General features: G+C 43.9%; 21 protein-coding genes. 4 read left to right on the forward strand and 17 right to left on the reverse strand.

Going from position 1 to position 22,737, the window contains the following annotated elements; all coding sequences use genetic code 11:
• Window positions 1–2: 2 nt before the first annotated feature.
• The 5 genes from ACOQOZ_RS09080 to ACOQOZ_RS09100 form a co-directional block, all read right to left on the reverse strand.
• Complete coding sequence (locus ACOQOZ_RS09080; RefSeq protein ID WP_420591951.1) at window positions 3–572, reverse strand: polysaccharide biosynthesis/export family protein; 570 nt, start codon at window positions 570–572, stop codon at window positions 3–5.
• 169 nt (window positions 573–741) lie between these two features.
• A complete protein-coding gene (locus tag ACOQOZ_RS09085; protein ID WP_420591952.1) occupies window positions 742–1,965 on the reverse strand; it encodes an outer membrane beta-barrel protein in 1,224 nt (407 codons plus the stop codon).
• Between the two features lie 127 nt (window positions 1,966–2,092).
• Entirely contained in the window at window positions 2,093–2,374 is a 282-nt protein-coding gene (locus ACOQOZ_RS09090) for a VanZ family protein (RefSeq protein ID WP_420591953.1), read from the reverse strand.
• A gap of 88 nt (window positions 2,375–2,462) precedes the next feature.
• Window positions 2,463–3,866 carry an undecaprenyl-phosphate glucose phosphotransferase gene (locus ACOQOZ_RS09095; protein ID WP_420591954.1) on the reverse strand — a complete coding sequence of 468 codons (1,404 nt, stop codon included), beginning with the start codon at window positions 3,864–3,866 and terminating at the stop codon, window positions 2,463–2,465.
• Between the two features lie 179 nt (window positions 3,867–4,045).
• Entirely contained in the window at window positions 4,046–5,212 is a 1,167-nt protein-coding gene (locus tag ACOQOZ_RS09100) for a nucleotide sugar dehydrogenase (RefSeq protein WP_420591955.1), read from the reverse strand.
• Window positions 5,213–5,449: 237 nt separating this feature from the next.
• On the opposite strand from ACOQOZ_RS09100, the gene galE reads away from it, so the two are divergent.
• Window positions 5,450–6,484 carry a UDP-glucose 4-epimerase GalE gene (galE, locus tag ACOQOZ_RS09105; RefSeq protein WP_420591956.1) on the forward strand — a complete coding sequence of 345 codons (1,035 nt, stop codon included), beginning with the start codon at window positions 5,450–5,452 and terminating at the stop codon, window positions 6,482–6,484.
• A 77-nt stretch (window positions 6,485–6,561) separates the two neighbouring features.
• On the opposite strand, the gene ACOQOZ_RS09110 is transcribed toward galE, so the two are convergent.
• From ACOQOZ_RS09110 to ACOQOZ_RS09160, 11 genes are all read right to left on the reverse strand, one after another.
• Complete coding sequence (locus tag ACOQOZ_RS09110; protein ID WP_420591957.1) at window positions 6,562–7,929, reverse strand: phosphomannomutase CpsG; 1,368 nt, start codon at window positions 7,927–7,929, stop codon at window positions 6,562–6,564.
• Between the two features lie 20 nt (window positions 7,930–7,949).
• On the reverse strand, window positions 7,950–9,374 hold the full coding sequence (locus ACOQOZ_RS09115; protein ID WP_420591958.1) for a mannose-1-phosphate guanylyltransferase/mannose-6-phosphate isomerase: 1,425 nt from the start codon (window positions 9,372–9,374) through the stop codon (window positions 7,950–7,952).
• Window positions 9,371–9,880: a GDP-mannose mannosyl hydrolase gene (locus ACOQOZ_RS09120; protein WP_420590292.1), complete on the reverse strand. Its 510-nt coding sequence runs from the start codon at window positions 9,878–9,880 to the stop codon at window positions 9,371–9,373. The genes ACOQOZ_RS09115 and ACOQOZ_RS09120 overlap by 4 nt, the downstream gene beginning before the upstream one ends.
• Complete coding sequence (gene fcl / locus ACOQOZ_RS09125; RefSeq protein WP_420590291.1) at window positions 9,873–10,838, reverse strand: GDP-L-fucose synthase; 966 nt, start codon at window positions 10,836–10,838, stop codon at window positions 9,873–9,875. Before fcl ends, ACOQOZ_RS09120 begins: the two co-directional genes overlap by 8 nt.
• 6 nt (window positions 10,839–10,844) lie before the next feature.
• Complete coding sequence (gene gmd / locus ACOQOZ_RS09130) at window positions 10,845–11,969, reverse strand: GDP-mannose 4,6-dehydratase (RefSeq protein WP_420591959.1); 1,125 nt, start codon at window positions 11,967–11,969, stop codon at window positions 10,845–10,847.
• A 16-nt stretch (window positions 11,970–11,985) separates the two neighbouring features.
• On the reverse strand, window positions 11,986–12,741 hold the full coding sequence (locus ACOQOZ_RS09135) for a WecB/TagA/CpsF family glycosyltransferase (protein WP_420591960.1): 756 nt from the start codon (window positions 12,739–12,741) through the stop codon (window positions 11,986–11,988).
• Window positions 12,741–13,898 (reverse strand): glycosyltransferase family 4 protein, encoded by a 1,158-nt coding sequence (locus tag ACOQOZ_RS09140; RefSeq protein WP_420591961.1) that lies wholly within the window; start codon window positions 13,896–13,898, stop codon window positions 12,741–12,743. The genes ACOQOZ_RS09135 and ACOQOZ_RS09140 overlap by 1 nt, the downstream gene beginning before the upstream one ends.
• Window positions 13,895–15,037: a glycosyltransferase family 4 protein gene (locus tag ACOQOZ_RS09145; protein ID WP_420591962.1), complete on the reverse strand. Its 1,143-nt coding sequence runs from the start codon at window positions 15,035–15,037 to the stop codon at window positions 13,895–13,897. Before ACOQOZ_RS09145 ends, ACOQOZ_RS09140 begins: the two co-directional genes overlap by 4 nt.
• Window positions 15,030–16,112: an O-antigen ligase family protein gene (locus tag ACOQOZ_RS09150; RefSeq protein ID WP_420591963.1), complete on the reverse strand. Its 1,083-nt coding sequence runs from the start codon at window positions 16,110–16,112 to the stop codon at window positions 15,030–15,032. Before ACOQOZ_RS09150 ends, ACOQOZ_RS09145 begins: the two co-directional genes overlap by 8 nt.
• Before the next feature lie 164 nt (window positions 16,113–16,276).
• A complete protein-coding gene (locus ACOQOZ_RS09155; RefSeq protein WP_420591964.1) occupies window positions 16,277–17,119 on the reverse strand; it encodes an ATP-grasp fold amidoligase family protein in 843 nt (280 codons plus the stop codon).
• Window positions 17,112–18,314 (reverse strand): oligosaccharide flippase family protein, encoded by a 1,203-nt coding sequence (locus ACOQOZ_RS09160; RefSeq protein WP_420591965.1) that lies wholly within the window; start codon window positions 18,312–18,314, stop codon window positions 17,112–17,114. Before ACOQOZ_RS09160 ends, ACOQOZ_RS09155 begins: the two co-directional genes overlap by 8 nt.
• A 467-nt stretch (window positions 18,315–18,781) precedes the next feature.
• On the opposite strand from ACOQOZ_RS09160, the gene ACOQOZ_RS09165 reads away from it, so the two are divergent.
• The 3 genes from ACOQOZ_RS09165 to ACOQOZ_RS09175 all read left to right on the forward strand — a co-directional run bounded on the left by ACOQOZ_RS09165 (window position 18,782) and on the right by ACOQOZ_RS09175 (window position 21,417).
• Window positions 18,782–19,351, forward strand: a complete 570-nt coding sequence (locus tag ACOQOZ_RS09165; RefSeq protein ID WP_420591966.1) for a hypothetical protein — start codon at window positions 18,782–18,784, stop codon at window positions 19,349–19,351.
• 79 nt (window positions 19,352–19,430) lie between these two features.
• Complete coding sequence (locus ACOQOZ_RS09170; RefSeq protein ID WP_420591967.1) at window positions 19,431–20,735, forward strand: O-antigen ligase family protein; 1,305 nt, start codon at window positions 19,431–19,433, stop codon at window positions 20,733–20,735.
• A 19-nt stretch (window positions 20,736–20,754) separates the two neighbouring features.
• Window positions 20,755–21,417, forward strand: coding sequence for a metallophosphoesterase (locus ACOQOZ_RS09175; RefSeq protein WP_420591968.1), 663 nt, complete (start codon window positions 20,755–20,757; stop codon window positions 21,415–21,417).
• A gap of 41 nt (window positions 21,418–21,458) precedes the next feature.
• Here the strand turns inward: ACOQOZ_RS09175 and ACOQOZ_RS09180 are convergent, their stop codons facing one another.
• Window positions 21,459–22,613: a hypothetical protein gene (locus tag ACOQOZ_RS09180; protein WP_420591969.1), complete on the reverse strand. Its 1,155-nt coding sequence runs from the start codon at window positions 22,611–22,613 to the stop codon at window positions 21,459–21,461.
• Between the last annotated feature and the right edge of the window lie 124 nt (window positions 22,614–22,737).

The following is a 22,737-nucleotide window of genomic DNA, read 5'->3' on the forward strand; positions in this document are numbered from 1 at the left end:
TATCAGAAGAAGCTCTGCTCAACAGTGATTACATCTCCCGGCTGAACTACATCGTAGATTTCAACCGATTCCTTTTCTTCCTGCTCTGCATCTTTGTCTTCTGCATCAGACTGATTCAATTCAGAAGATTGCTTGCGTTCATCATGCTTAACATAAATGCTGCCTTTGGAGGCGCGCTCGGTAAAACCACCGGCAATGGATATCGCACGATCAACGGTTAACCCTGGGTGAAAGGCATAACTACCCGGTTTTTTGACTTCACCGGTAACATAAAACGGGCGGTATTCGATGATCGACACAGTAACACTTGGGTCAATCAGATAAGGGCCTTTTAACCCTGCGGTCAGTTTTTGCTCCAATTCCTTTGGGCTTAAACCAGACACCACAACATCCCCTAACAACGGATAAGAAATCTGACCGGACAAACCAATACGAACTTCCAGAGTCAGATCTTTCTCGTCGTAAACACTGATATTAATCAGGTCACCGGCACCTAAACGATAACGATTGATTTCAGCGGAGGAGAAAAAAGGCAAACAAACGAGCAGCAAACAGCTGATAAAACGAAACATGCGGACATCCTGTAACACTTACGCACTCTCAATGGCATTTTATTCACGCCATATAAAAAAACGGCCCGACAACATCCGAAATAAAGCGGAGAAAACTCCACCAGCAAATTGCTTGCTCTTTATTCCGGGCCTTGTCAGGCCGCTTATTATACGTGAACTAAGCGTTAAATTATAATGCTAAAGTAACACCTAAGTTTACTACCTGAGAGTCGTAGTCCAGCGTGTCGTTGTTCGAATCACGATCAGACTGCTTCAGGGAAGCTTTAATATCTACCCAGGTTTTTGGCGAGTAAGTTACGTTCAGACCGTAAGAGATGGTTTCGTCTTTACGAGCAGAACCGTTTACAGTGTCGTCACCAACATACTCATCAGAAGCACGAGACGCTTCAATACCTGCAGAAATGAAGGTAGAGAAAGTGTGGTTCCAGTTTACAACGGTATTGGTGTTAGCAATATAGTTACCCGCACCATTAGTTTCGTTGTTGTTCTGAGAAGTGCTCAGAGTCAGCGTTGAATAAGTAACCGGGTTCCAGCTCAGGTTACCTTCCCAACTGATACGAGTGTTGGAATCGATATCAGAATTTTTGAAGTCACGGCTAGCGCTACCGATTTTGAATTCACCGGATGTTTTACCAGTGATATCCCAGCTTGCACCAATCAGCACTTTCAGGATGTCACCTTCACGCTTATCAGCAGAATCTTCTTCGTAGCTGATGTTAGTCTGAGAAACTTCTAACAGACCTTGAGTCGCTGGGCTCAGGTTCAGTTTCAGAGCAGCTGCGCCAGTCACTTTATTGTGGTCACGGCTTTCGATACCGGTTGCGTTACCGTCTTTATCAACTTTGTTGTTGGTGTAACGCTTCTGGTAGCTGTCAGCTTCAACTTCGATATTCGCGAAAGAAGAATCAGCACCGAAAGTGTACTTCAGACCAGCAGTTGTTTCTTCGAACTCATCCGGATCAACAACAGACAGAGCCGCATCACCTTCAGTAGTACCAGCACCACGGTTATCGTGATCGGCATTAAAAGCCGCTTTTACGTCGATTTCGTTACGGCCATTAATTGCAAAGCCAGCAGCAACATCGATTTTCTGATCCAGGTAGTCATCGTTTTCATCGTGACCAAATACACCCTGCTCAGCACGGTAGTTTGCTTGCCAGTTTACTTTACCCATGTCACCAGTCAGGCCCAGCTGAGGCGCGATACGGGTGATGGTAGAATCTACTTCTTTACCGTCAGACTGCAGGTAGATGTTGTCGTTGTTAGAAACGGTTACATCAACACTCGGTAAAAATGTAACTCCATTACCCAACCCCATGCCTACAGGTTCAACTGCAAATGCAGATGCGCTAGTCAGAGCAGCAGCGAGAGGTGCCAGCTTCCAGGCTTTCATAGTAGTCCCCTAATAAAAAATCAAATTTAAATTTGGCCGCTATACTAGCTACGGCATATTCCCTTGTCACCCCCTAAAAGCAGGGGAAAAACGTTTTTTTTTCCTAAGTGATCAATCTAAGCTCAGTTTAATACTTTAACCTGAGCGAAATCAGATAAATCACACTTCCACTGACAATTCCGCCGATACCATAAAGGCTGTCGAGCCAATCGAAATGACGATGACTCAACCAGAATTGCAATATTTCATCACTTAAAATTGCTAACGAGAGAAACAGAAATGAGAAAACCAAACGTTTTATTAAACCGGTTTTGCACAAAGCCGTTGCCCAAAGCAGTAACAGCGGTAGCGGCATAGCAAGCCAAAAATGTAACCATTTATCCCCGCCCGCCAGTTTTTCCAGCGACATAATATACGGGGTAAATATTGCAAAAGACTTACAGACACTGAGACTGAGTAAAATCAGTGCATAAATTAAGAATGACCAACAGCGTCTGTTAATGCACATTACTGCCGGTAAAGCCTTTAAATACAGTCATAAAGACAATTTTGATATCCATCCACAGAGACCAGTTACGGATGTAGTCCAGATCGTAATCAACCCGTCCTTCCATCTTATCCAGTGTATCCGTCTCACCGCGGTAGCCATTGATCTGAGCCCAACCGGTAATGCCCGGTTTTACTTTATGGCGCAACATATAATAAGGAATGAGTTTGCGGTATTCCTCGTTATGAGCAACCGCATGCGGGCGTGGACCGACCACCGACATGCTGCCCTGCAGCACATTAATAAACTGTGGCAGTTCATCCAGAGAAGTTTTACGGATAAAGGCACCCACCGGGGTAATACGTGCATCGCCTTTTTTCGCCTGCACAACCTTATCGCCGTTATCCATCACCGTCATGCTGCGGAATTTCCATACATGAATTTTGCGACCGTCCAGGCCGTAGCGGTACTGTTTAAAAATAACCGGTCCACGGGAAGTAAACTTCACCGCCGCGGCAATCATTAACATCGGAATGGCAATCAGGGTTAATACACAGGCAGAAAAAACAATATCGAATAAACGCTTTAAAATATCGTTAAAACCAAAGATCGGCGTGTCATAAATACTGATAGTCTGGACGTTACCAACAGCACCCAGGCGGGCGTTAATCAGGTTATAAGTAAAGAAGTCCGGGATCAGGTGCACATTGGCCGTGGTATCGCCACAACGCTCTAAAATCTGTGCAATACGCTTTTGTGCTTTTAACGGCAATGCAATAAAGATCAGATCGTATTCACCTGATTTAGTACGGTCGAGTAAGGCTTGAATCGTACCTTCCAGCCTTTCTTCCGGGTAATCTTCACTGAAACGCTCATGACTGCGATCATCAAAGAAGCCATCAAACTCAATACCCAACTCAGGATGATCATTTAATTGACTACGCAGACGCAAGGCATTGTCATTTAAGCCAACAATAGCAGCGCGACGACTGTTATAGCCACGAACCCTCATCATTTGTAGCACTTTACGGAAACCTAAACGCCAGCCACACAGAATCAATAACGTCGCCAGCATCCAGCTGCCCATCACCACACGCGAAAAATCTTCACTGACCTTGGCAAAAAATCCGATTAATACCAGTAACAAACAAGCAATCACCCAGGAGCCAGCAGCAGCAATTAACATTCTCGCTGGAGAGACCGCTCGCCATGAGCCATAGATACCAAACGACTCGGCCATTAAATAGAAGGTAACTGCCGCAATTAACACGGCGGATAAATACATTGAATCCAGAATAATTCCGTACATGCTTGCTGAAATAAACAAGCTGGCCAGAATAATAGCGAGATCAATCAGACGGTAGCCCGCGGCAAAGCTGCCCTGCCGTGAGCGAATCATTCCTTTTTGTGACATTACGGCATCCCTGCTAAAGCTGTATGGTGAAAACGCGCGGAAATTACCACATGAATAATCACTTAACCAGCGTTTGTCGTATTAAGTCATATTATGTTTTTATTTTCTGTGAGATAAGCAAAAAAAAGTGGCCATACAGGCCACTTTTTCATCAATTTATCGCGTAAAAGATAATATTATCAATCACTACCAAACAAATCCCGGGTATAAACTTTAGCTTCAACATCCTGTAGTTCATCAGCCATACGGTTAGCGATGATAACGTCTGCTTCTGCTTTAAAGTTGTTCAGGTCGCGCTCAACCCGAGAGCGGAAGAATTCATCTTCATCCATGGTTGGTTCATAAATAACCACTTCAATACCTTTGGCTTTAATACGCTTCATAATGCCCTGAATGGCAGATGCGCGGAAGTTATCAGAGCCAGACTTCATCACCAGGCGATAGACACCCACCACTTTCGGCCGACGGGCAATAATTGAATCTGCGACAAAATCCTTACGGGTGGTATTTGCATCAACAATGGCACGTACCATATTACTCGGCACTTCGCTGAAGTTGGCCAATAACTGCTTGGTATCTTTTGGCAGACAGTAACCGCCGTAACCAAAAGAAGGGTTGTTGTAGTGGTCGCCAATACGAGGGTCTAGGCCAACACCTTCAATAATCTGACGGGGATTTAACCCATGAACTTCGGCATAGCTGTCGAGTTCATTAAAGTAAGCAACACGCATTGCCAGATACGTATTGGAGAACAATTTAACGGCTTCCGCTTCGGTAGATTCAACAAACAGCTGGGCAATTTCTTCTTTGACAGCACCCTGAGCCAATAAGCCTGCAAACTGGCGAGCACGTTCACTGTCTTCACCCACAATAATGCGCGACGGGTACAGGTTATCGTAAAGTGCCTTACCTTCACGCAGGAACTCTGGAGAGAAAATGATGTTATCCGATCCCATTTCTTCCTTGATACGGCGAGTGAAGCCGACCGGAATAGTCGATTTAATCACCATCACAGCATCCGGGTTATGGCTCATTACATCACGAATCACCGCCTCAACACTGGAAGTATTGAAGTAGTTGGTTTCAACATCATAATCCGTTGGAGTAGCAATAATAACGAAGCTGGCATCTTTATAAGCTTCAGCCTTATCCAGGGTGGCTCGGAAACTCAGATCGTCACGACCAAGGAACTGCTCGATTTCGGCATCAACAATCGGGGATTGGCGCTCGTTCAATAGCGCAACCTTATGTTCATCAATGTCCAGCGCTATGACCTCGTTATGCTGGGCCAGCAACATCGCATTGGATAAGCCCACATAACCAGTCCCTGCAACAGTAATCTTCATCTTGCTACTCACTATTCCTTCAAACAGCTGATTCCGAATCAGCTCTGACCATATAAAAACTGGCGCCAACAATACCACTGCACCAAGTCAGATAAAAGACAATGCCCTAGCGAATGTGGCTGACAGATGTGTTATTTAAAAAAGCGATGCACTTAACTGTTTTAACCAGACCTTTGACTACCTATAATCGCCGACATCGGGGCGCAGTGCCCAAGCAACTATTTCCATGGAAGATTTATGATTCTTGTCACCGGCGGCGCAGGATACATCGGTTCTCACACCTGCATTGAATTACTTAACAATAACTTTGACGTTTTGGTAGTCGACAGCCTCGATAACTCGAGCCCGGAAGCACTCAAACGGGTTGAAGAAATCACAGGAAAGTCCCTGACCTTTATCGAAGGTGATGTACGTGATGCAACATTAATGGCATCTCTGTTCAAGGACTACCCAATCAACGCCGTTATCCATTTTGCTGGCCTTAAAGCGGTAGGGGAATCGGTTGCCGAACCCCTGATGTATTACAACAACAACCTCATCAGCACTTTAATACTGTGCGAAGCGATGAAAAACGCGAGCATTAAAAACCTGGTGTTCAGTTCTTCCGCAACGGTTTACGGTGATCCGCAGACATTGCCACTCACTGAAGATATGCCTCTCAGCGCCACCAACCCTTACGGTCGCTCGAAGTTAATTATTGAAGAAATGTTGAGGGATTTACCAGCAGCCGATGCCCTGGCTAACGGTGATAACAACTGGCAAGTTGCATTACTCAGATACTTTAACCCGGTAGGTGCTCATCCTTCGGGCAAAATCGGCGAGGATCCATCCGATATTCCGAACAACCTGATGCCATTTATTACCCAAACAGCAGTTGGCCGACGTAAGCAACTGGCTGTATTTGGTGACGACTACGACACCATCGATGGAACCGGAGTGCGTGATTACATTCATGTCGTCGATCTGGCTAAGGGTCACGTTAAGGCGGTCGAAAAATTGCTGTCCGCTGAAGGTATCGATGGTGTTCAGGCTTACAACCTGGGAACAGGTAATGGCGTCAGTGTTTTACAAATGGTGAACTCATTCGCCAAAGAGAATAGCATTGAAGTTCCGTACCAAATTGTTGAACGCCGGCCTGGTGATGTGGCTGCATGTTATGCCGACGTGACCCGCGCCCAAAAGGAACTGAATTGGCAAGCTGAGCTTGGACTCAAAGAAATGGTTCAGGATAGCTGGAACTGGCAGAGCCAGAATCCGAGAGGATATCGTTAACAGGTCTTTCTTGTCGTAGTTAGGATCAGGATTATCATGACAGACAACCCTGATTCAGCTGAAAATTGATCGGTTAGCTAGACTGATCGAATGAGCTCTTCAACTTCACCAATCAAATCATCTAGTAGTTTTGTGTTTGCAACTGTTTCAATATTGAGACGCAACAGAGGCTCTGTATTCGAAGCACGAATATTCATACGCCACTCTGGCAATTCCAGGCTCAAACCATCGGTTGTATCCAGCTCTGGATTTTGATCTGCAAAGTGCGCTTTCACAGCATCTAACACAGCGGGCACATCGGATACGCAGTAATTGATTTCACCACTACATGGGAACGCTTGCATACGCTCACCTACCAGTTCCGAAACCTTTTTGCTTTGTACGCACAGTAGTTCGGCAACCAATAGCCACGGAATCATACCACTATCGCAATAAGCAAAATCACGGAAATAATGATGAGCACTCATTTCACCACCATATACCGCATTTTCTGCGCGCATACGCTCTTTAATAAAGGCGTGGCCGGTTTTACTCTGGATAGCAACACCGCCACTGCGCTCTACCATGTTAATGGTATTCCAGGTCAGACGAGGATCATGAATTATCTTTTCGCCCTGGTGCTTCAGCAAAAACGCCTCGGCTAGCAGGCCAACAATATAGTAGCCTTCGATGAACTCGCCATTTTCGTCAAATAAGAAACAACGATCAAAGTCACCATCCCAGGCAATTCCCATATCAGCTTTATTTTCAACAACTGCAATAGCCGTTGCAGAACGGTTTTCAGGCAATAAAGGATTCGGAATTCCGTTAGGGAAGCTCGGGTCAGGCTGATGATGAACTTTAACAAACTCTACCGGCAAACCAAGACGAACAAATTCACCTTCTATGGCGTCAATACTTGGCCCTGCCGACCCGTTACCCGCATTGACGACTAATTTCAACGGCTCAAAATTGTTAACGTCAACATAACCCAGCAAATGCTCGACAAAAGCTGGCATTAAATCTAAAGAGGTTAAGGAGCCTTTCTTATCAACCTCCTCAAAGGCGCCTGATTCCGCCAACTCCTGAATGTCTTTTAAACCGGTATCTCCACTGATCGGCTGAGCTCCGCGGCGAACGAGCTTCATACCGTTAAAATCAATTGGATTGTGGCTTGCGGTCACTTCAATGCCACCATCTACATCCAGGTGAAAAGAGGCGAAGTAAACTTGTTCTGTTCCGGTCATGCCCAGATCAATAACATCACAGCCTGCGTCCATAATTCCCCTGGCCAGTGACTGCTTCAGCTCTTCACTTGTTTCGCGAACATCACCACCGACAACGACTTTATTTGCGCCCAGGAACTGGGCATAAGCACGCCCAATGCGATAGGCAATATCGGTATTTAATTCTTCACCTAAACGTCCACGAATATCATAGGCTTTAAAACATGTTAATGAAGACATCTGTTATATCCTTTAGCTTACTATGCTCTGCCGTATTTATCTTTTAAGCGAACGATATCATCTTCACCCAAATATGAACCCGACTGAACTTCTATCATTTCCAAAGGAATGACCCCTGGGTTTTCCAGAGCATGTACCTGCCCAATTGGAATATAGGTAGATTCATTTTCTGCTACCAAGTAAGTTTCTTCACCATTAGTTACACTTGCTGTACCAGACACTACAATCCAGTGCTCCGCTCGGTGATGATGCATTTGCACCGACAACTTCGCCCCTGGATTAACCGTGATGCGCTTGACCTGATAACGCTCGCCATTGTCAATGGAGTCGTACTTACCCCAAGGGCGATACACTTCACGATGATTATGATGCTCCGTTCTGCCTTGTTTTTTGATATCTGCGACGATATCTTTAACATTCTGAACCTTACCTTTATCTGCGATCAATACTGCATCGGGAGTATCAACCACAACAAGGTTTTCCACCCCCAATGTCGCAACCAAACGCTTTTCAGAAAAAATAAAACTATTTTTTGTATCTTTCAAAATAGTATGATTGTGAACGTTTTTACCTAACAGAGCGTTGCCATCTTCGCATTTTTCCGCGATTTCCCACAATGCAGACCAACTACCAACATCACTCCAACCGGCATCAAGAGGCGTGACAACAACGTTTCCTGTAGCAGACAACGGCTCCATTACAGCATAATCGATTGACTCATCAGGACAGCTCTCAAAGGCGTCTTTGCCCACCCTGATAAAATCCAGGTCCTGCGCTGTATCTGCCATCGCGGCTTCACAAGCCAGATAAATATCCGGACGGTATTCTTTCAACTCATCAAGATAACGATCAGCGCGTATCATGAACATTCCGCTGTTCCACAAATATTCTTCTTCCAGATATTGTTGAGCGGTTACTGCATCTGGTTTTTCTACAAACGCCTCAACACAAGCCAACTGATCCGATGCCACACGCTTAATATAACCATACCCGGTAGCAGGTTCTGTCGGCAGAATACCCAATGTTCCAAATTTACCGGCTTCAACATCCGGCAACAACGTCATTACAGAATTCTGGAACGCTTTGTCATCCTGAATCACATGATCTGAAGCCAGCACCAACATCACAGGAGTTTCTTCAGTGTTAGCGTTTAGCAAATGCAATGCCGCCAAAGCAATCGCGGGAGCGGTATTACGACCAACAGGCTCTAACAAAATATCTGCATCGGACTTCTGCTGCCGCATTTGCTCAGCTACCAAAAAGCGATGTTCTTCATTAGTAATAACAATGGGCTTACCGGAGCTTAAGCCATCCAGTCTCGCGGCTGTTTGCTGTAACATTGTGAGATTGTTTCCCAATGCCAGAAACTGCTTAGGAAAAGCTGTTCGTGACATAGGCCATAAACGTGTGCCTGATCCGCCAGCCATAATGACAGGAATAATCATAAAAAACCTTTGTCCTTCTGAAAGTACCATTTACTGTGTATATGTACTTCTGGATTCGTTAACAACTCGGCTTCGCTCTGCCAGCAATAATCATTATGCTGCTGCTCTGGCAATGACATATCAGCAGAATCAACCACTATTTCAAAACCATTTACAACGTAGTGTGTGGAAACAAGCTTGCCTGCTTCGGTAAAAATACTGTCGTCATAAAAATGTTCGTATAAACCGAGATAGGTAGCACTACATATCTCCGACTCAATTCCTATTTCGTCTTTGGTTAGACGTGTGAAAGCAGATTCAAGAGATTCATTTTTACGAATACGCCCGCCAGGAACGAACCAATATCCCTGAGCAGGCCGGTTGTTACGCCGACCTAATAACACATGTCCATTCTGATCTCGTACGACCAGATCGATGGAAACCAAAGGGGCCGCATCAACGATAGCTTCAAAGGTTTCAGCAGGTAAAAAGTCGTGAACAACCCTCCCCCCGGATACATCAGCCACGGAAGTTATCCTGGTTATTTAGGAACCACTTATAAGTCATAGACAAACCATCTTTTAAACTGATGCTATATTGCCAGCCCAGCTCTTTTAAAGTAGAAACATCCATTAACTTGCGGGGTGCGCCATCCGGCTTAGTACTGTCGAATACCACCTCTCCCTCAAAACCTACAACCTCAGCCATAGTCAATGCTAATTCCGCAATGGTACAGTCTACTCCGGTACCAACATTGATGTGAGATAACATGTCTTCGGTGCAGTTTTTATATACCTCATCGCTGGCATTCATGACAAAGATACTGGCAGCTGCCATATCATCGACATGTAAAAACTCTCGCATCGGTTTACCAGAACCCCATACCACCACTTCTTTATCACTATTCAACTTTGCTTCATGGAAGCGACGCATCAATGCCGGGATAACATGTGAGTTTTCTGGATGAAAATTATCATTTTCACCATATAGGTTCGTAGGCATCACACTCCGGTAATTGCGACTATACTGACGGTTATAGGATTCACACAACTTGATGCCAGCAATTTTAGCAATTGCATAGGGCTCATTGGTTGGCTCAAGAGTCCCCGTTAATAAAGCACTTTCCTTCATTGGCTGTTCAGCCAATTTTGGATAAATACAGGAAGATCCCAAGAACAATAAATCATTCACACCAGCCTGATGGGCTGCATGCACAATATTGCATTCCATCATCAGGTTTTCGTAAATAAACTCAGCTGGGTAGGTATTATTTGCAACAATACCCCCCACCTTTGCTGCTGCCAGGTACACTTCATCAATATTTTGTTGCTGAAAGAAATTGTGAACCTGTTGTTGATCCAGGAGATTAAGCTCGGAGCGGTCACGGGTAATCACTTCAACATCACGGCCAGAAGCACGTAACTGGCGAACAATCGCCGAACCGACCATACCCTTATGACCAGCAACAAAGATGCGTACTGTCATAACTATTTAGCCTTCCAGAGATACATTTACGTCATAACCATGCTCTTTTAACAGAGCGTGCTGTTTAGCCTTAGCCAGGTCAGCCTGTACCATCTCAGCGCACATTTCTTCAACGGTAATCTCTGGCGTCCAACCCAGTTTTTCTTTGGCTTTAGTTGGGTCGCCTAACAGAGTCTCTACTTCTGCAGGACGGAAGTATTTGGGATCAACACGCACGATAACATCACCAGCAGAGACTCCCGTACAGGTATCACCGGTAATCTTAGTGATGGTCGCTTTCTCTTCTACGCCTTCACCGGAAAATTCCAGCTCAATGCCTAGTTCTTTGGCAGACAAACGCACAAAATCGCGTACAGAAATTTGCTTGCCGGTGGCGATTACAAAATCTTCGGGATTATCTTGTTGCAGCATCATCCACTGCATACGCACGTAATCTTTGGCGTGGCCCCAGTCACGTAAGGCATCCATATTACCGAGATATAAGCACTTTTCGACGCCCTGGGAGATATTAGCCAATGCGCGAGTAATCTTGCGGGTAACGAAGGTTTCACCACGGCGTGGAGATTCGTGATTAAACAGAATGCCGTTACAGGCGTACATCCCATAAGATTCACGGTAGTTAACCGCAATCCAATAGGCGTACATCTTAGCAACGGCATACGGAGAACGTGGATGGAATGGAGTAGTTTCCTTTTGAGGAATTTCCTGAACCTCACCGTACAATTCTGAGGTAGAAGCTTGATAGAAACGAGTCTTCTTCTCCATACCCAAGAAGCGAATCGCTTCCAACAGACGCAGAGTACCAATTGCGTCGACGTCTGCCGTGTACTCTGGAGACTCGAAAGAAACGGCTACATGAGACTGCGCACCAAGATTGTATACTTCATCAGGCTGAACTTCCTTTAAAATACGGGTTAGATTGGAGGTGTCTGTCAGATCTCCGTAATGCATAAAGAAGTTAACATTTGACTCGTGGCGATCTTGATAAATATGATCGACACGCTCCGTGTTAAAAGAAGATGCACGACGTTTGATTCCATGAACTTCATAGCCCTTCTCCAACAAAAACTCAGCCAGGTAAGAACCATCCTGACCAGTAATGCCTGTTATTAAAGCGACTTTTTTAGACATTTTAATATCCCTTAAATTATTTAAACTTTCTTTTCAATAGCCACTGCTGGAGAAAATAATATATAAAACGCGGGTTTTGTTTAAGATAACGTTTCCACAATCGCTTAGGCTCTGACAATAAGCGATATCCCCATTCCATGCCAATTTTCTGCATCCAGTGCGGAGCCTGCTGTTGAGAACCCGCAATAAAGTCATAGGCAGCACCAACACCTAACATAACACATTTCAGGCTATTTTTATGCTCCGCCATCCATCTTTCTTGCTTCGGACAACCGATTCCCACAAACAACACATCAACATCAGCATCACTAATACCACGAACCACTTCCTGATCTTCTTGTTCGGTTAAAGGCCTAAAAGGTGGTGAAAAACTATAAGTAATATTAATATCCGGATGATCTTGTTTTAACGTTAGGGTTACTTTTTTCAACAGCTTATCAGAGCTGCCACCATACAGACCTATATTCAGACTTTTTCTTCCTGAAGCTGCACATATAGCATTCATTATATCCTGACCACGAACCTGTTCGGCATCAATATAGCCCAACAACTTCTGAGCCCAAGACAGAGGGCGTCCATCAGGAATGACCAAGTCAGCATCATTAACTATTCTTTTGAAGTCTGGAGAGTCAAACGCCTCCATACACATATGAACATTAGATACACAAACGTAAGAACCTTCCCCTGACCTTGCCATTTCCTCTACTGCTATAAGTGTTTGATCTAAGTTAACAACATCCACCTCCATAGATATAATCGCCTGTCTATCCATCACTTCGACCTCTTAGCCTCTTCTATAGCTTGCTGATAGATACCCATCAGCATCTCGTAGTTTTTTTCAGGCGTGTACTTTTCAAGGTACTCAGCCTTGGCATTCCGCCCCATTTGCTCGCACTCCTCTGGGTGATCTATTAACCACTGAGCCTTTGCAGACAAATCTTCAGCATTACCTGGTTCGAAATGTAATCCAGTAATTTCATTTTCAACGATTTCTGCCATGCTACCAAGCTGGCTACACAACACAGGGGTCCCACATGCGAATGCCTCCGCAATAGCCATTGGAAATCCCTCATAACAGATTGAAGGTATAACTATAAATCTGGCGCAACGGAGCGTCTTGAGCGCCTCATCCCGGTCTAACCTTCCAGTAAACTTCATCGAAGGGCTGACTGGCAAACGAGGGACATCACCATCACCAATGATCCTGATTTCATAATCAAGAGGAAACCACCCCTCACACAGGACAGCAATTCCCTTCTCCTCACTCAAGCGACCAATAAAACAAGCATAATCACCACGCTCATCAGCCGCCAGCACAGGTTGATTCTCGCAAAAGTTAGGCTTTACTGCCAATTTTTGCTCAGGAAAACCCGCTGTCACAAACTTATCTTTACTGAAATAAGTAAGCGGAATAAAACGATCAACTTTTTTAGTCCAGGTACCAATAGCCTTATGAAATTCAATAAGCAGAGCTAGGGTTAAAGTTCCGAAGTATGACTCTTTATAAACTTTACGTTTAACCGCCCAAAAAACTGAGGAATGCAGACTCCTCTCACAAGGCTTACCATCTAACATCAACAACGATGTTGGGCATATCGAGCGATAATTATGCAACGTATGAACGACGGGAACCCTCCTACTCTTACATGCATAAAAAACGGATGGGGATATCAATGGGAAATAATTATGAACATGTACAACATCAGGCCTATAACTATCTATTTGAGCCTGGATTAAAGAATAAGAAGACAGCGAAAATATTGCACCAATCGCAGCTTTAACTTTATCCACGAACCCCGCTACCGAATGGTTATTAAGATACAACACTTCGACTTCATGATCATCAGATAGCAGTTTAAACTCTGATTCAACAACAGAGTCTTCTCCTCCACGAATCTGGTATTCATTATGGACAATCAAAATCCTCATATTTCTTGCCTGCCCATGCGATCTAACAACCCCTGAAGGCCAGAAGAAAAATTTCCAGCCATATTTGATATCGAATATTTTTCCGAAGACTTCCTACAACCTTCAATCAACTGCTCCATATTCGCGTCATTCTTTAAAAGGGAAATAACTGCCTTTGAATAGCTCTGAACACAATCTTCTGTAACATATCCGTTATAAGCGTCCTCAAGATATTCAATTTCAGGGCTGTGATATCCAATATCGGTAGTAATCATAGGGACCCCGGCTGCAAACGAATCTAAAACCGCGAGCCCAACAAGGCCAGGCATCAAAAAAACATTTGCAAAGGCAAAGTACTTAACCCGATCAGGGCCCGATACCGGACCAATATATTCAACCCAGCTATGTTCTTTAGAAAAACGCTCAACAGTGGATGAATCAGGGCCTCCACCGATAAAAACAAACTGAAATTCCGGAATCTCTTCCTTAATTTTCAGGATGGAACCTATAAGAAAAGGAATTCTCTTCTCTTCATACATACCACCACAATAGATTCCTGTTGGTAGCCGATTATTCAGCACCAAGTTACCAACACTCAATTCCTCCTGATTCCTGATACGATCAATATCATTAAAATCAGATAAATCAATACTATTCTGGACAACCGTAATTCTGTCTTTCGGACATCCGTTAGATGCCATAACGCTCTTGCCGGACTCAGTATAACTAAACCACCAGTCATAAGATTTCGATAGCCACTTCTTCAGCCGTTCAGACAAAGATGTACTATTGCTTGCCTGAAAATTCTTTCCATGCCCCCAAAGACCAAGCTTTACTAACCCCATACCTCTTAAAAACAGCAGCAGATAGTTAACAATCAACCGATTAGACTGTTCAATAACAATTGCATCAGCTTTTAAATCCGAAAGCCTGAAAGGCTGAAAAACCAACTCCTTTGTCATAACACGTAGATATAGATTTTGTCGATATTCAACCCACGGGCGCTCTATATATACCGTTTTAGGTACAGTCCCGGGATATTCATTTCCAACAACAACCTTTAAGCTAATACCAAGCGACTTACATTCTTGATGGAGTGCTTCAAAAAATGGGACACGGTAATGGGGCATTACTCTTTGAATTACAATGATCTCACTCACAATCATTACCCTCAGCATCAATAGCTGCCAATATAAAAAAAAGTACTTGTGGATATATAAGGCAATTATCAGTTAAAAATAGACAGGATAGATAAATATAAAACACTACCCCAACTCCTTGAACCGCCCTAGCGAACAGCGCAAAAAAAACAAGAAAACCAAACACCCCATATTCAAGGAAAATCTTCAAATAATCATTATGAAGATTAATAGTAATAGCATCTGTAGCTTCTGAAACATACTCATAAACCACTCCAGGCCCATATCCAAACCACACCATCCCATTACCAGCTATAGCCTCATAAACATAAGCAGATATAAAAGACCGCCCCATCGTTAAATAGCCAATAGAAACACCAAAGTAGTCTTCCAGCACATAACTGATAAGACCGAGGGAAAACGCCAAAGAAAACACTAAAGCGAAAATAGGTATTATGTAGATTACCTTTTCAATATACCGAAGATCCCTACCAGCCCGAAACATCAGTAGGTAACCTCCCCCAAGAACCACACCAATGAGAGCAATTCTCTTCAAAGATAAAAGAAGCAATACAAAGAATAATAGTGAAAAAATCCATTTTCGACGTACAGAATACCAAAGAACAAAGAAGCCAAATAGAAAGCTAATAGTCCCTTCATAAGATGACTTAGAATCGATAAATGAGATTTCACCGACTGACCCAAACATTGAAAACTCGATAAGATATAGCACCGCTAAAACTTTAGCCGCAATATCTATATACAGTAATGGCACTGTACCCAAAAAAAGTAGTGGCGCAAATGCCGTAAGCAAAAAATACAAATCCCTCAGGTCGGATTCCCCATAAAATATTGAGAGAAAAAGTCCGTAAAAAACCAAAAAAACAAATGGATAAGCCGGCCTGGACCGGACAAAGTACAACTCTCTCGTCCTTACAACATCCAACACATAAAAAAACAAAACAAACACAGGGACTAGGTACTTAATATAACGCGCGCCAGAAATAAACTGCTCCAAATAAGAAAAAATAAACAATATGAAAACTACAACATATCCATATAAAACTTTATTACTAACAGCATGTGCATCATTCATAACAAAACCAGACTCTCGAACCACCCTAATATCTAGAACAATAAAAATTCACGTTCCGATACTACCAAACCTAATATACAAAGATTAACCTTGATAAAAAATAGACATTCAACTGATGAAAGCCCTGCCCAAAAAAAACGAAAGTAAAACCCAAACGATTCATACTAGACTCCCCATCCCCAGCGATAAAGAGTTTTATCATATGCCGGATCCACAAATTTCGAATATCCTCCAGAATGAGTGAATGTGAACTCGCCGAAAATTACTTTCCCCTCAATACTATACAAATCAATTCTTACATATTCTTCACTCTGTAGTTCATACAAGCGCATTGCAACCTCGATCAACTCGTTAATATTAGCTGGAATAACGGTCTCGATCGACAGGCCACTAGATTTATAATTCCACAACTGAGGCAAACGAATTAGATCTCGAGTAAAATAGTCGACTCTCAGGTCACGACCTCGCCCTCTATATACAGCAATAATCATAAATCCACTTGGAAACATGTGAAATTTATAATCCACAAGTTCATCATCCCCACCACCGATGACTTCCTCAGCATACAAGCGAGGTTTTATCAAAGAATAATGAAACTCTAGCCCAACCCAGCTTACGTTATCGACTTCCCACAATGACACACAGCTTGATAACTCTTCAAAACTTACTTTTTTCTTGTCGTTACATATATAATTACATCCTGCTCCGGTGTTCATCTTTAGAACAAATGAACCAGGCAGAGCATCAAAAGCTTCTTTTGAAATATCACTTATTTCGCAATAAGTAGCAGGGAGAAGATATGAATACCCCCACTCAACCAGCGCCTCTTTCGCTCTGATTTTATCAGACAAACGCACCATCTCTTCCGTGTAATTAATCTTTTTATAATTCACATAATATGAAAATGTACCAGAGCCTGGAAGCCTTCTATGCTGAATAACGAAAATCAAATAATTTATAAGTCTCACACCAAATAGTGCAACAAAAATTTTCTTTAGATTATACATTTCGAATATCCCTTTCTATACAAAACACTTTATACCCCATGAGAACGATCACAAAGAAAGTTGAAACTAAATTCGCCAGTGGAACTAGTATCGGATAGTATCGATGGAGAAAGTATAAAGAAATAAAATAAACAAACACTCCAGCAAGTGCATAAACAGAGGTTTCATATACTTTCGAGAAATACAGCAAAGTATTAAGCAACATCAAATATGGCAAATATAGAACCGTAGATATAGAAAAAAATAAAAACAATTCTGAAACACTATGAAACTCATCACCAAAAATCAGCGTAAAAATGAAATCCGGTAAGAAAAACACTGGCAGAACAATTACACAAGACAAAAGAAACTTTATCATCAATTGCTTAACGAAATAGCGCCCATCAATTCCCTCATTTCTTAGACGACTATACAATTTGGGCACAAGCGCCTTATTCACCGAAGTATAAAAATATAAATACAAAGTCATCAATTGAAACGCCAATGAATACGATGCTATATACTCATCGCTCGCAGAATATGAAAAATATATTTTTTCCAACTGACCTTTTGATGCTGAAGAAAGAAGATAACCAACCAAAGGCATACTATAAGCTATAAATGCAAAGAAGCCTCCCTTTTCAATCATAAAAGTCTCTTCAATATCAGATTCACTGTTAACATAACTCCATAAAAATAGAGAAAATATAGAATTCGACATTGCAACAATAAGCAGTCGTTCATTTACTCCGAATGATACATACTCAAATATAATGATAGTCATCACAGTTGATGTAATAGAAACACCAACCTGGACTCCCGAGTACTTCCCTACCTCTTCTTTAGATTGCAATGCTGAAAGCATAAGCATCAAGGAAGCTTGAGACAAAGCATATACGACGACGATAACCCCCTCGACACCGTACAAAAAAAATCCGATAACAGATAATATAAATGACGAAAGCCAGAACCATTTTAACGCCGCACTGACTAGTCTACCCCTAGATATTCCGTCAGCTACGAATTTGAGAACGAAGCGATCAGCACCCAGCCCGATAGCAACAAGTACATATGTTGCAGCCGCCAAAACGATAGATAACTCTGCAAACCCTTGCACACCTAACTTATTTGTTAAGTAAGGAAGTAGTAGTAGAGGCAAACACTTAGAGCAGACCTCTGCTCCAAGGTAAATTGCACTGTTCTTCAAAATAGACAAGCTAAATTACCCATATCATCAGGCTAATAATGAAACAATAAAGGTCAGATACAGACTTGACTGCGCATATATCCAAGCAGACGTATAAGATATGAACAACACCCTGTTTGTAGCATCCTTTTATGAGTAGTCTAGGTTTAGGCCTTAGACAATCCGGCGCACCATACACAACCTACCGGGCATTGTGAATGGCCCGGTTACAAAAAAGTGGCACATTTCGCCATTTCTGCTACCTGGCGCAAATAAACACTTTCTGGCGCCCATTTGTCATACAAAATTCATATTTAATATGAAGGAATAAGCCCGTAATCTCTGGGCTGGAGAGTGTCACAGAACAAAACTAGTACGATATTCGTACTTTGAACTTTTTCTCCACGGATTACGCCATTTTTGCTTGGCATTCACTATTGAGCGCTTTAGAATCCGCTCAAACTTTACTCACTAGAACTACATAAGGATTTGGACTTATGCGCAAATTACTGACTATTGCTGTGATGGCTGCTGCAATGCCAGCATTCGCAGCTGAAGAATACACCCAGGCTCAACTGAATGAAGCAGCGACTCTGAAGGCAGAAGCCGCAGCTTGTGAAACTTCTGCTTGTGAAGCTGAAGCTGTTCAAAAGATGATTGAAGCTGGCTTGCCACTGGCACTGGTTGTACAAACTGCTGTTGACGCAGGTGTTCCGGTTGCAGACGTTGCAACTGCAGCAATCCAGAGCAACCAAAGCGTTGCCGACGTATTAGCAGCAACTACTGCAGCAGTAGACAGCCCGGAAGTTGCTGTAACTGCTCTGTTCGTAGCAGCTAACAATGTTGAAGGTGTTGATGCAGCAGCGGTTAACGCAGCAGCTGAGAGCCAAAACATTCCGTCTGATGTTATCGCATCTGCACAAGAGTCTTCTGCAGCTCTGACTGGCAACTCTGACGCAACTGCTTCTGGTAACGATTCAAACACTAACCAGAATCAAAACCAGAACCAAGAGCCAACTCAGGATCCAAACGCTCCTGCTCCTGGCGGTTCAATCAGCCCGGTTTAATAAACCACAAGGCTGACAAATACCCGGCTATGCCGGGTATTTTTTTGTCCGACATTCAGACACCTCGTCAAAGAAGATTATGAAAAGCTGGAATTCTTATCAGGCATTGGTTTTTTGCTTGCCGCTGGCCTTTGGCGGTTATGCCAACTGGGTCTGGCCACTCTACAGTGCAGCCGCTTTGCTGCTACTGGCGACCGAAGTTAACAGACTTGTTCAGGGACAAGTGAATCAACAGCTCGACGTTTTGCGCTGGCCTAAGGTTCTGAAGAAGAGCTTACCTATTCTGTTGTTACTGCTGGGCATTCAGCTGTGGGTTATTGTGCAGTCGCTTATTCTGGCCAATAGCCAACATGATATCTGGCAACACGCCCTGCTGGGGTCAGGTCTTACGGCATTTATGGCGGCCAGCCTGTTAATTCTGAATTCACGTGAGCGTATCAAACGTATTATCTGGGTGGTTATTCTGGCCGCTGCGTTCCAGGCCATTTACGGTTCATTAATGGTATTAACCGGCCTTGAATGGGGTTTCTTCCAGGAGAAAGAAGCTTATCAGGGTAAAGCCACCGGTACCTTTGTTAACCGTAACCACTTGGCAGGGTACCTGGAAATGAGCCTGGCATTAGGCATCGGCTTTTTGCTGTCTCAGTCCAACCGTTATTACGGCAACTGGCGCCAGCGCATGCGCCAGACCATTGATACACTGCTTAGCCCTAAAGTTGCCATGCGCTTGCTACTGGCCGTGATGGTGATTGCGCTGGTACTCAGCCGTTCACGTATGGGTAATACTGCCTTTTTCGCCAGCCTGATGATGACCGGCGGTCTGGCCTTACTGCTGATGAAAAACAAATCCCGCTCCACCACCATTCTGTTAAGCAGCCTGTTGATTATTGATATCGCCATTGTTGGTACTTTTTTTGGCGTGGAGAAAGTAGCCGATCGTTTAAAGAAAACCTCAACAAATTCAGAAAGCAGAGACGAAGTATCGCGTGATACCTTCCAGATGTGGCAGCAAAATCCAGTGTTAGGCATCGGCGCGGGGGCGTTTGAATACACCTACCCAGCCTATCGCGGCACTGATGTACATACCCGAAAACTGTACGATCACGCTCACAATGATTATCTGCAATTTCTCGCGGAGTATGGTCTGGTTGGATTTATGGCGTTATTAATTGCTGCTGGCTGGAGTTTCTTCTGGGCGATTGAGGCCATGCGCAAACGCCGCAGTGAATTATTTAAAGGCCTCGGATTTGCCTCCACCATGGGCATGATGGCGATTGCGATTCACTCCACGGTGGATTTTAATCTGCAGATTCCGGCCAACGCCTTTATGTTTGTATTATTAATGGCGCTGGCAACCCTTGCCCGTTGGGCACCGAATAAGTAGTGATTGAAGCAGGTTCAGTATGAAGTTATCAGCCAGTAAATCCGTTTTAGCGACCAATACCCTGGGACGTGATTTTGTTGTCGGCGATATTCACGGCCATACCTCTAAGCTGATGGAACAACTTGATCAGCTGAGTTTTGATATCGATAAAGATCGTCTGATTTGTGTTGGTGATCTGGTTGATCGTGGTCCGGAATCCGCCCAGGCATTGGCGCTATTAAACGAGCCTTGGTTTTTCTCGGTACTGGGCAATCACGAATTATTGATGGTCAGCGGCCTGAAATACCAGAACAGCCAACATAAGATGTTATGGCTGCAACATGGTGGTGAGTGGATTGCGAGTTCTGATCCCAGCCAGTGGCCATTATGGTTCGATGCTATTGAAAAGCTGCCACTGGCGATTGAAGTGAGCGGTAAATCCGGCAAACGCTATGGCATTGTGCACGCGGATTTTCCGGCATTAAATTGGGGTGAATTCGAATCGCTGGCGGATAAAAAGCTTGAACAATGCATCTGGGGACGCAGCGCTTTTAAAGAAAGGCGTGAGCACAAGGTTGCTGGCGTTGATCTGATTATCCATGGTCACAATGTGTGCGAGCAGGAACTGCAACTGGGTAATCGTATTTATATTGAACCCGGTGTCTATCAGGGTCGCGACTTTATTATCAAAGAGTTGCTGTAGACGTTCAGAGCGAACTTCTGATTCTTCAAGTGCAATTGCAGCTACTGCAATAGACGCTGCAATTCGCTGGCATCGATATGTCCGGCATTAAACAGGTGCTCGACCTGATTGAGGAAATCTTTCAGCCCACGGTCGAGCTGCATACCTTCGTTAAAAATCCGGTTGGTATCGAGAATGCCGGTTTCCATAATTTTCTGCAGCGCCCTTTCCTGATGTTCATCCATGCCGAGAAACTGAATACTTTCTTCAACGCCGTCGGCCATATTTTCAACCACGTCGGCAATCTGGCGCATCACTTCCTGATAGGAATCATCAACATCTGCCATTTGCCCACGCATCTGACTGACCATCTGTTTCACCAGGGTTCCTTCTAATTCGAGATTTTTCTGGTTATCTAACGCAACCACACGCGCGTGTGCGCCTTGTAGCAGAGAGAAAACATTATCTTTGATAGCGCCGTATTTTTTATCGTCTTCAACCGGCATATTTTTAACCAGCAGCGACACACTTTCGTAATTCATGATGGAGCGGTGTCCGAAGTCGACATAACGCCCCTGATCCTTACACTCTTCCATCAGCACAGATTCCATCGCTTTTGCCATGCCGTTGGCTTCCATATTTTTGATGCCATGCTCACTGCGCATCTGCAGGCTGCAGCTCAAACCATAGTTCTGCAGCGCCTGAAATAAGCGCATTCCCAGCTCATCGAGGTTATTGCAGGTATTGCAGTCGAGCAGAAACTGAACGTTTACCCCCAGATCGGAGGTATCCGACATAGCGATAAACGCCATTTCGTTGGCTTGCTGTAATTGTGCTTTAAGCTGGGCATTGGCGAGCTTATTGAACACAACGCGATCGATACGGGCACGTAGTTCCCACATCGCATCATTGCCAATCAAATCGTCGAAGCCTGCCTCAAAAGCATCCATGCGATCGGCCAGTTCATCACGATCAGCCAACATAACAATCGGCATATCATTAAAGATGTCTTCCTGCTTCAGCTTTCGACACCAATCCATTGCCGCCGCCATGCCGGTAATAACTTCATTGATGATTAACACCTGACACGGTGTTGCGACAGCATGGGCAAGCAGAGTTTCGAATTCATCGACACAGGTAAGGGAATACGGACTGCCAATTTGTTGTTCCAGCTGCTGGCAGTTGGTGGCTCCAATCACCAATGCGTTGTAGTCCATTCGTCTTTCCTTAATTGATTAACTAATAGACAGGTTTAGTAAAATGCGGCTTACTCTGCCAACTTTTCGGGCCAAATTGGCATTTTTAATAGCCACAAGATTGGTAAACCGGCACCGCTATTGA

The sequence above is a fragment of the Bacterioplanoides sp. genome (assembly GCF_965219715.1).
In the GTDB taxonomy this organism is placed as follows: Bacteria; Pseudomonadota; Gammaproteobacteria; order Pseudomonadales; family Oceanobacteraceae; genus Bacterioplanoides.

What these genes read in the sequence shown, in the direction of transcription:
- ACOQOZ_RS09080 (WP_420591951.1), bottom strand. Translation starts at nt 572, where the DNA reads ATGTTTCGTTTTATCAGCTGTTTGCTGCTCGTTTGTTTGCCTTTTTTC.
- ACOQOZ_RS09085 (WP_420591952.1), bottom strand. Translation starts at nt 1,965, where the DNA reads ATGAAAGCCTGGAAGCTGGCACCTCTCGCTGCTGCTCTGACTAGCGCA.
- ACOQOZ_RS09090 (WP_420591953.1), bottom strand. Translation starts at nt 2,374, where the DNA reads ATGTCGCTGGAAAAACTGGCGGGCGGGGATAAATGGTTACATTTTTGG.
- ACOQOZ_RS09095 (WP_420591954.1), bottom strand. Translation starts at nt 3,866, where the DNA reads ATGTCACAAAAAGGAATGATTCGCTCACGGCAGGGCAGCTTTGCCGCG.
- ACOQOZ_RS09100 (WP_420591955.1), bottom strand. Translation starts at nt 5,212, where the DNA reads ATGAAGATTACTGTTGCAGGGACTGGTTATGTGGGCTTATCCAATGCG.
- galE (WP_420591956.1), top strand. Translation starts at nt 5,450, where the DNA reads ATGATTCTTGTCACCGGCGGCGCAGGATACATCGGTTCTCACACCTGC.
- ACOQOZ_RS09110 (WP_420591957.1), bottom strand. Translation starts at nt 7,929, where the DNA reads ATGTCTTCATTAACATGTTTTAAAGCCTATGATATTCGTGGACGTTTA.
- ACOQOZ_RS09115 (WP_420591958.1), bottom strand. Translation starts at nt 9,374, where the DNA reads ATGATTATTCCTGTCATTATGGCTGGCGGATCAGGCACACGTTTATGG.
- fcl (WP_420590291.1), bottom strand. Translation starts at nt 10,838, where the DNA reads ATGACAGTACGCATCTTTGTTGCTGGTCATAAGGGTATGGTCGGTTCG.
- gmd (WP_420591959.1), bottom strand. Translation starts at nt 11,969, where the DNA reads ATGTCTAAAAAAGTCGCTTTAATAACAGGCATTACTGGTCAGGATGGT.
- ACOQOZ_RS09135 (WP_420591960.1), bottom strand. Translation starts at nt 12,741, where the DNA reads ATGGATAGACAGGCGATTATATCTATGGAGGTGGATGTTGTTAACTTA.
- ACOQOZ_RS09140 (WP_420591961.1), bottom strand. Translation starts at nt 13,898, where the DNA reads ATGAGGATTTTGATTGTCCATAATGAATACCAGATTCGTGGAGGAGAA.
- ACOQOZ_RS09150 (WP_420591963.1), bottom strand. Translation starts at nt 16,112, where the DNA reads ATGAATGATGCACATGCTGTTAGTAATAAAGTTTTATATGGATATGTT.
- ACOQOZ_RS09155 (WP_420591964.1), bottom strand. Translation starts at nt 17,119, where the DNA reads ATGTATAATCTAAAGAAAATTTTTGTTGCACTATTTGGTGTGAGACTT.
- ACOQOZ_RS09165 (WP_420591966.1), top strand. Translation starts at nt 18,782, where the DNA reads ATGCGCAAATTACTGACTATTGCTGTGATGGCTGCTGCAATGCCAGCA.
- ACOQOZ_RS09170 (WP_420591967.1), top strand. Translation starts at nt 19,431, where the DNA reads ATGAAAAGCTGGAATTCTTATCAGGCATTGGTTTTTTGCTTGCCGCTG.
- ACOQOZ_RS09175 (WP_420591968.1), top strand. Translation starts at nt 20,755, where the DNA reads ATGAAGTTATCAGCCAGTAAATCCGTTTTAGCGACCAATACCCTGGGA.
- ACOQOZ_RS09180 (WP_420591969.1), bottom strand. Translation starts at nt 22,613, where the DNA reads ATGGACTACAACGCATTGGTGATTGGAGCCACCAACTGCCAGCAGCTG.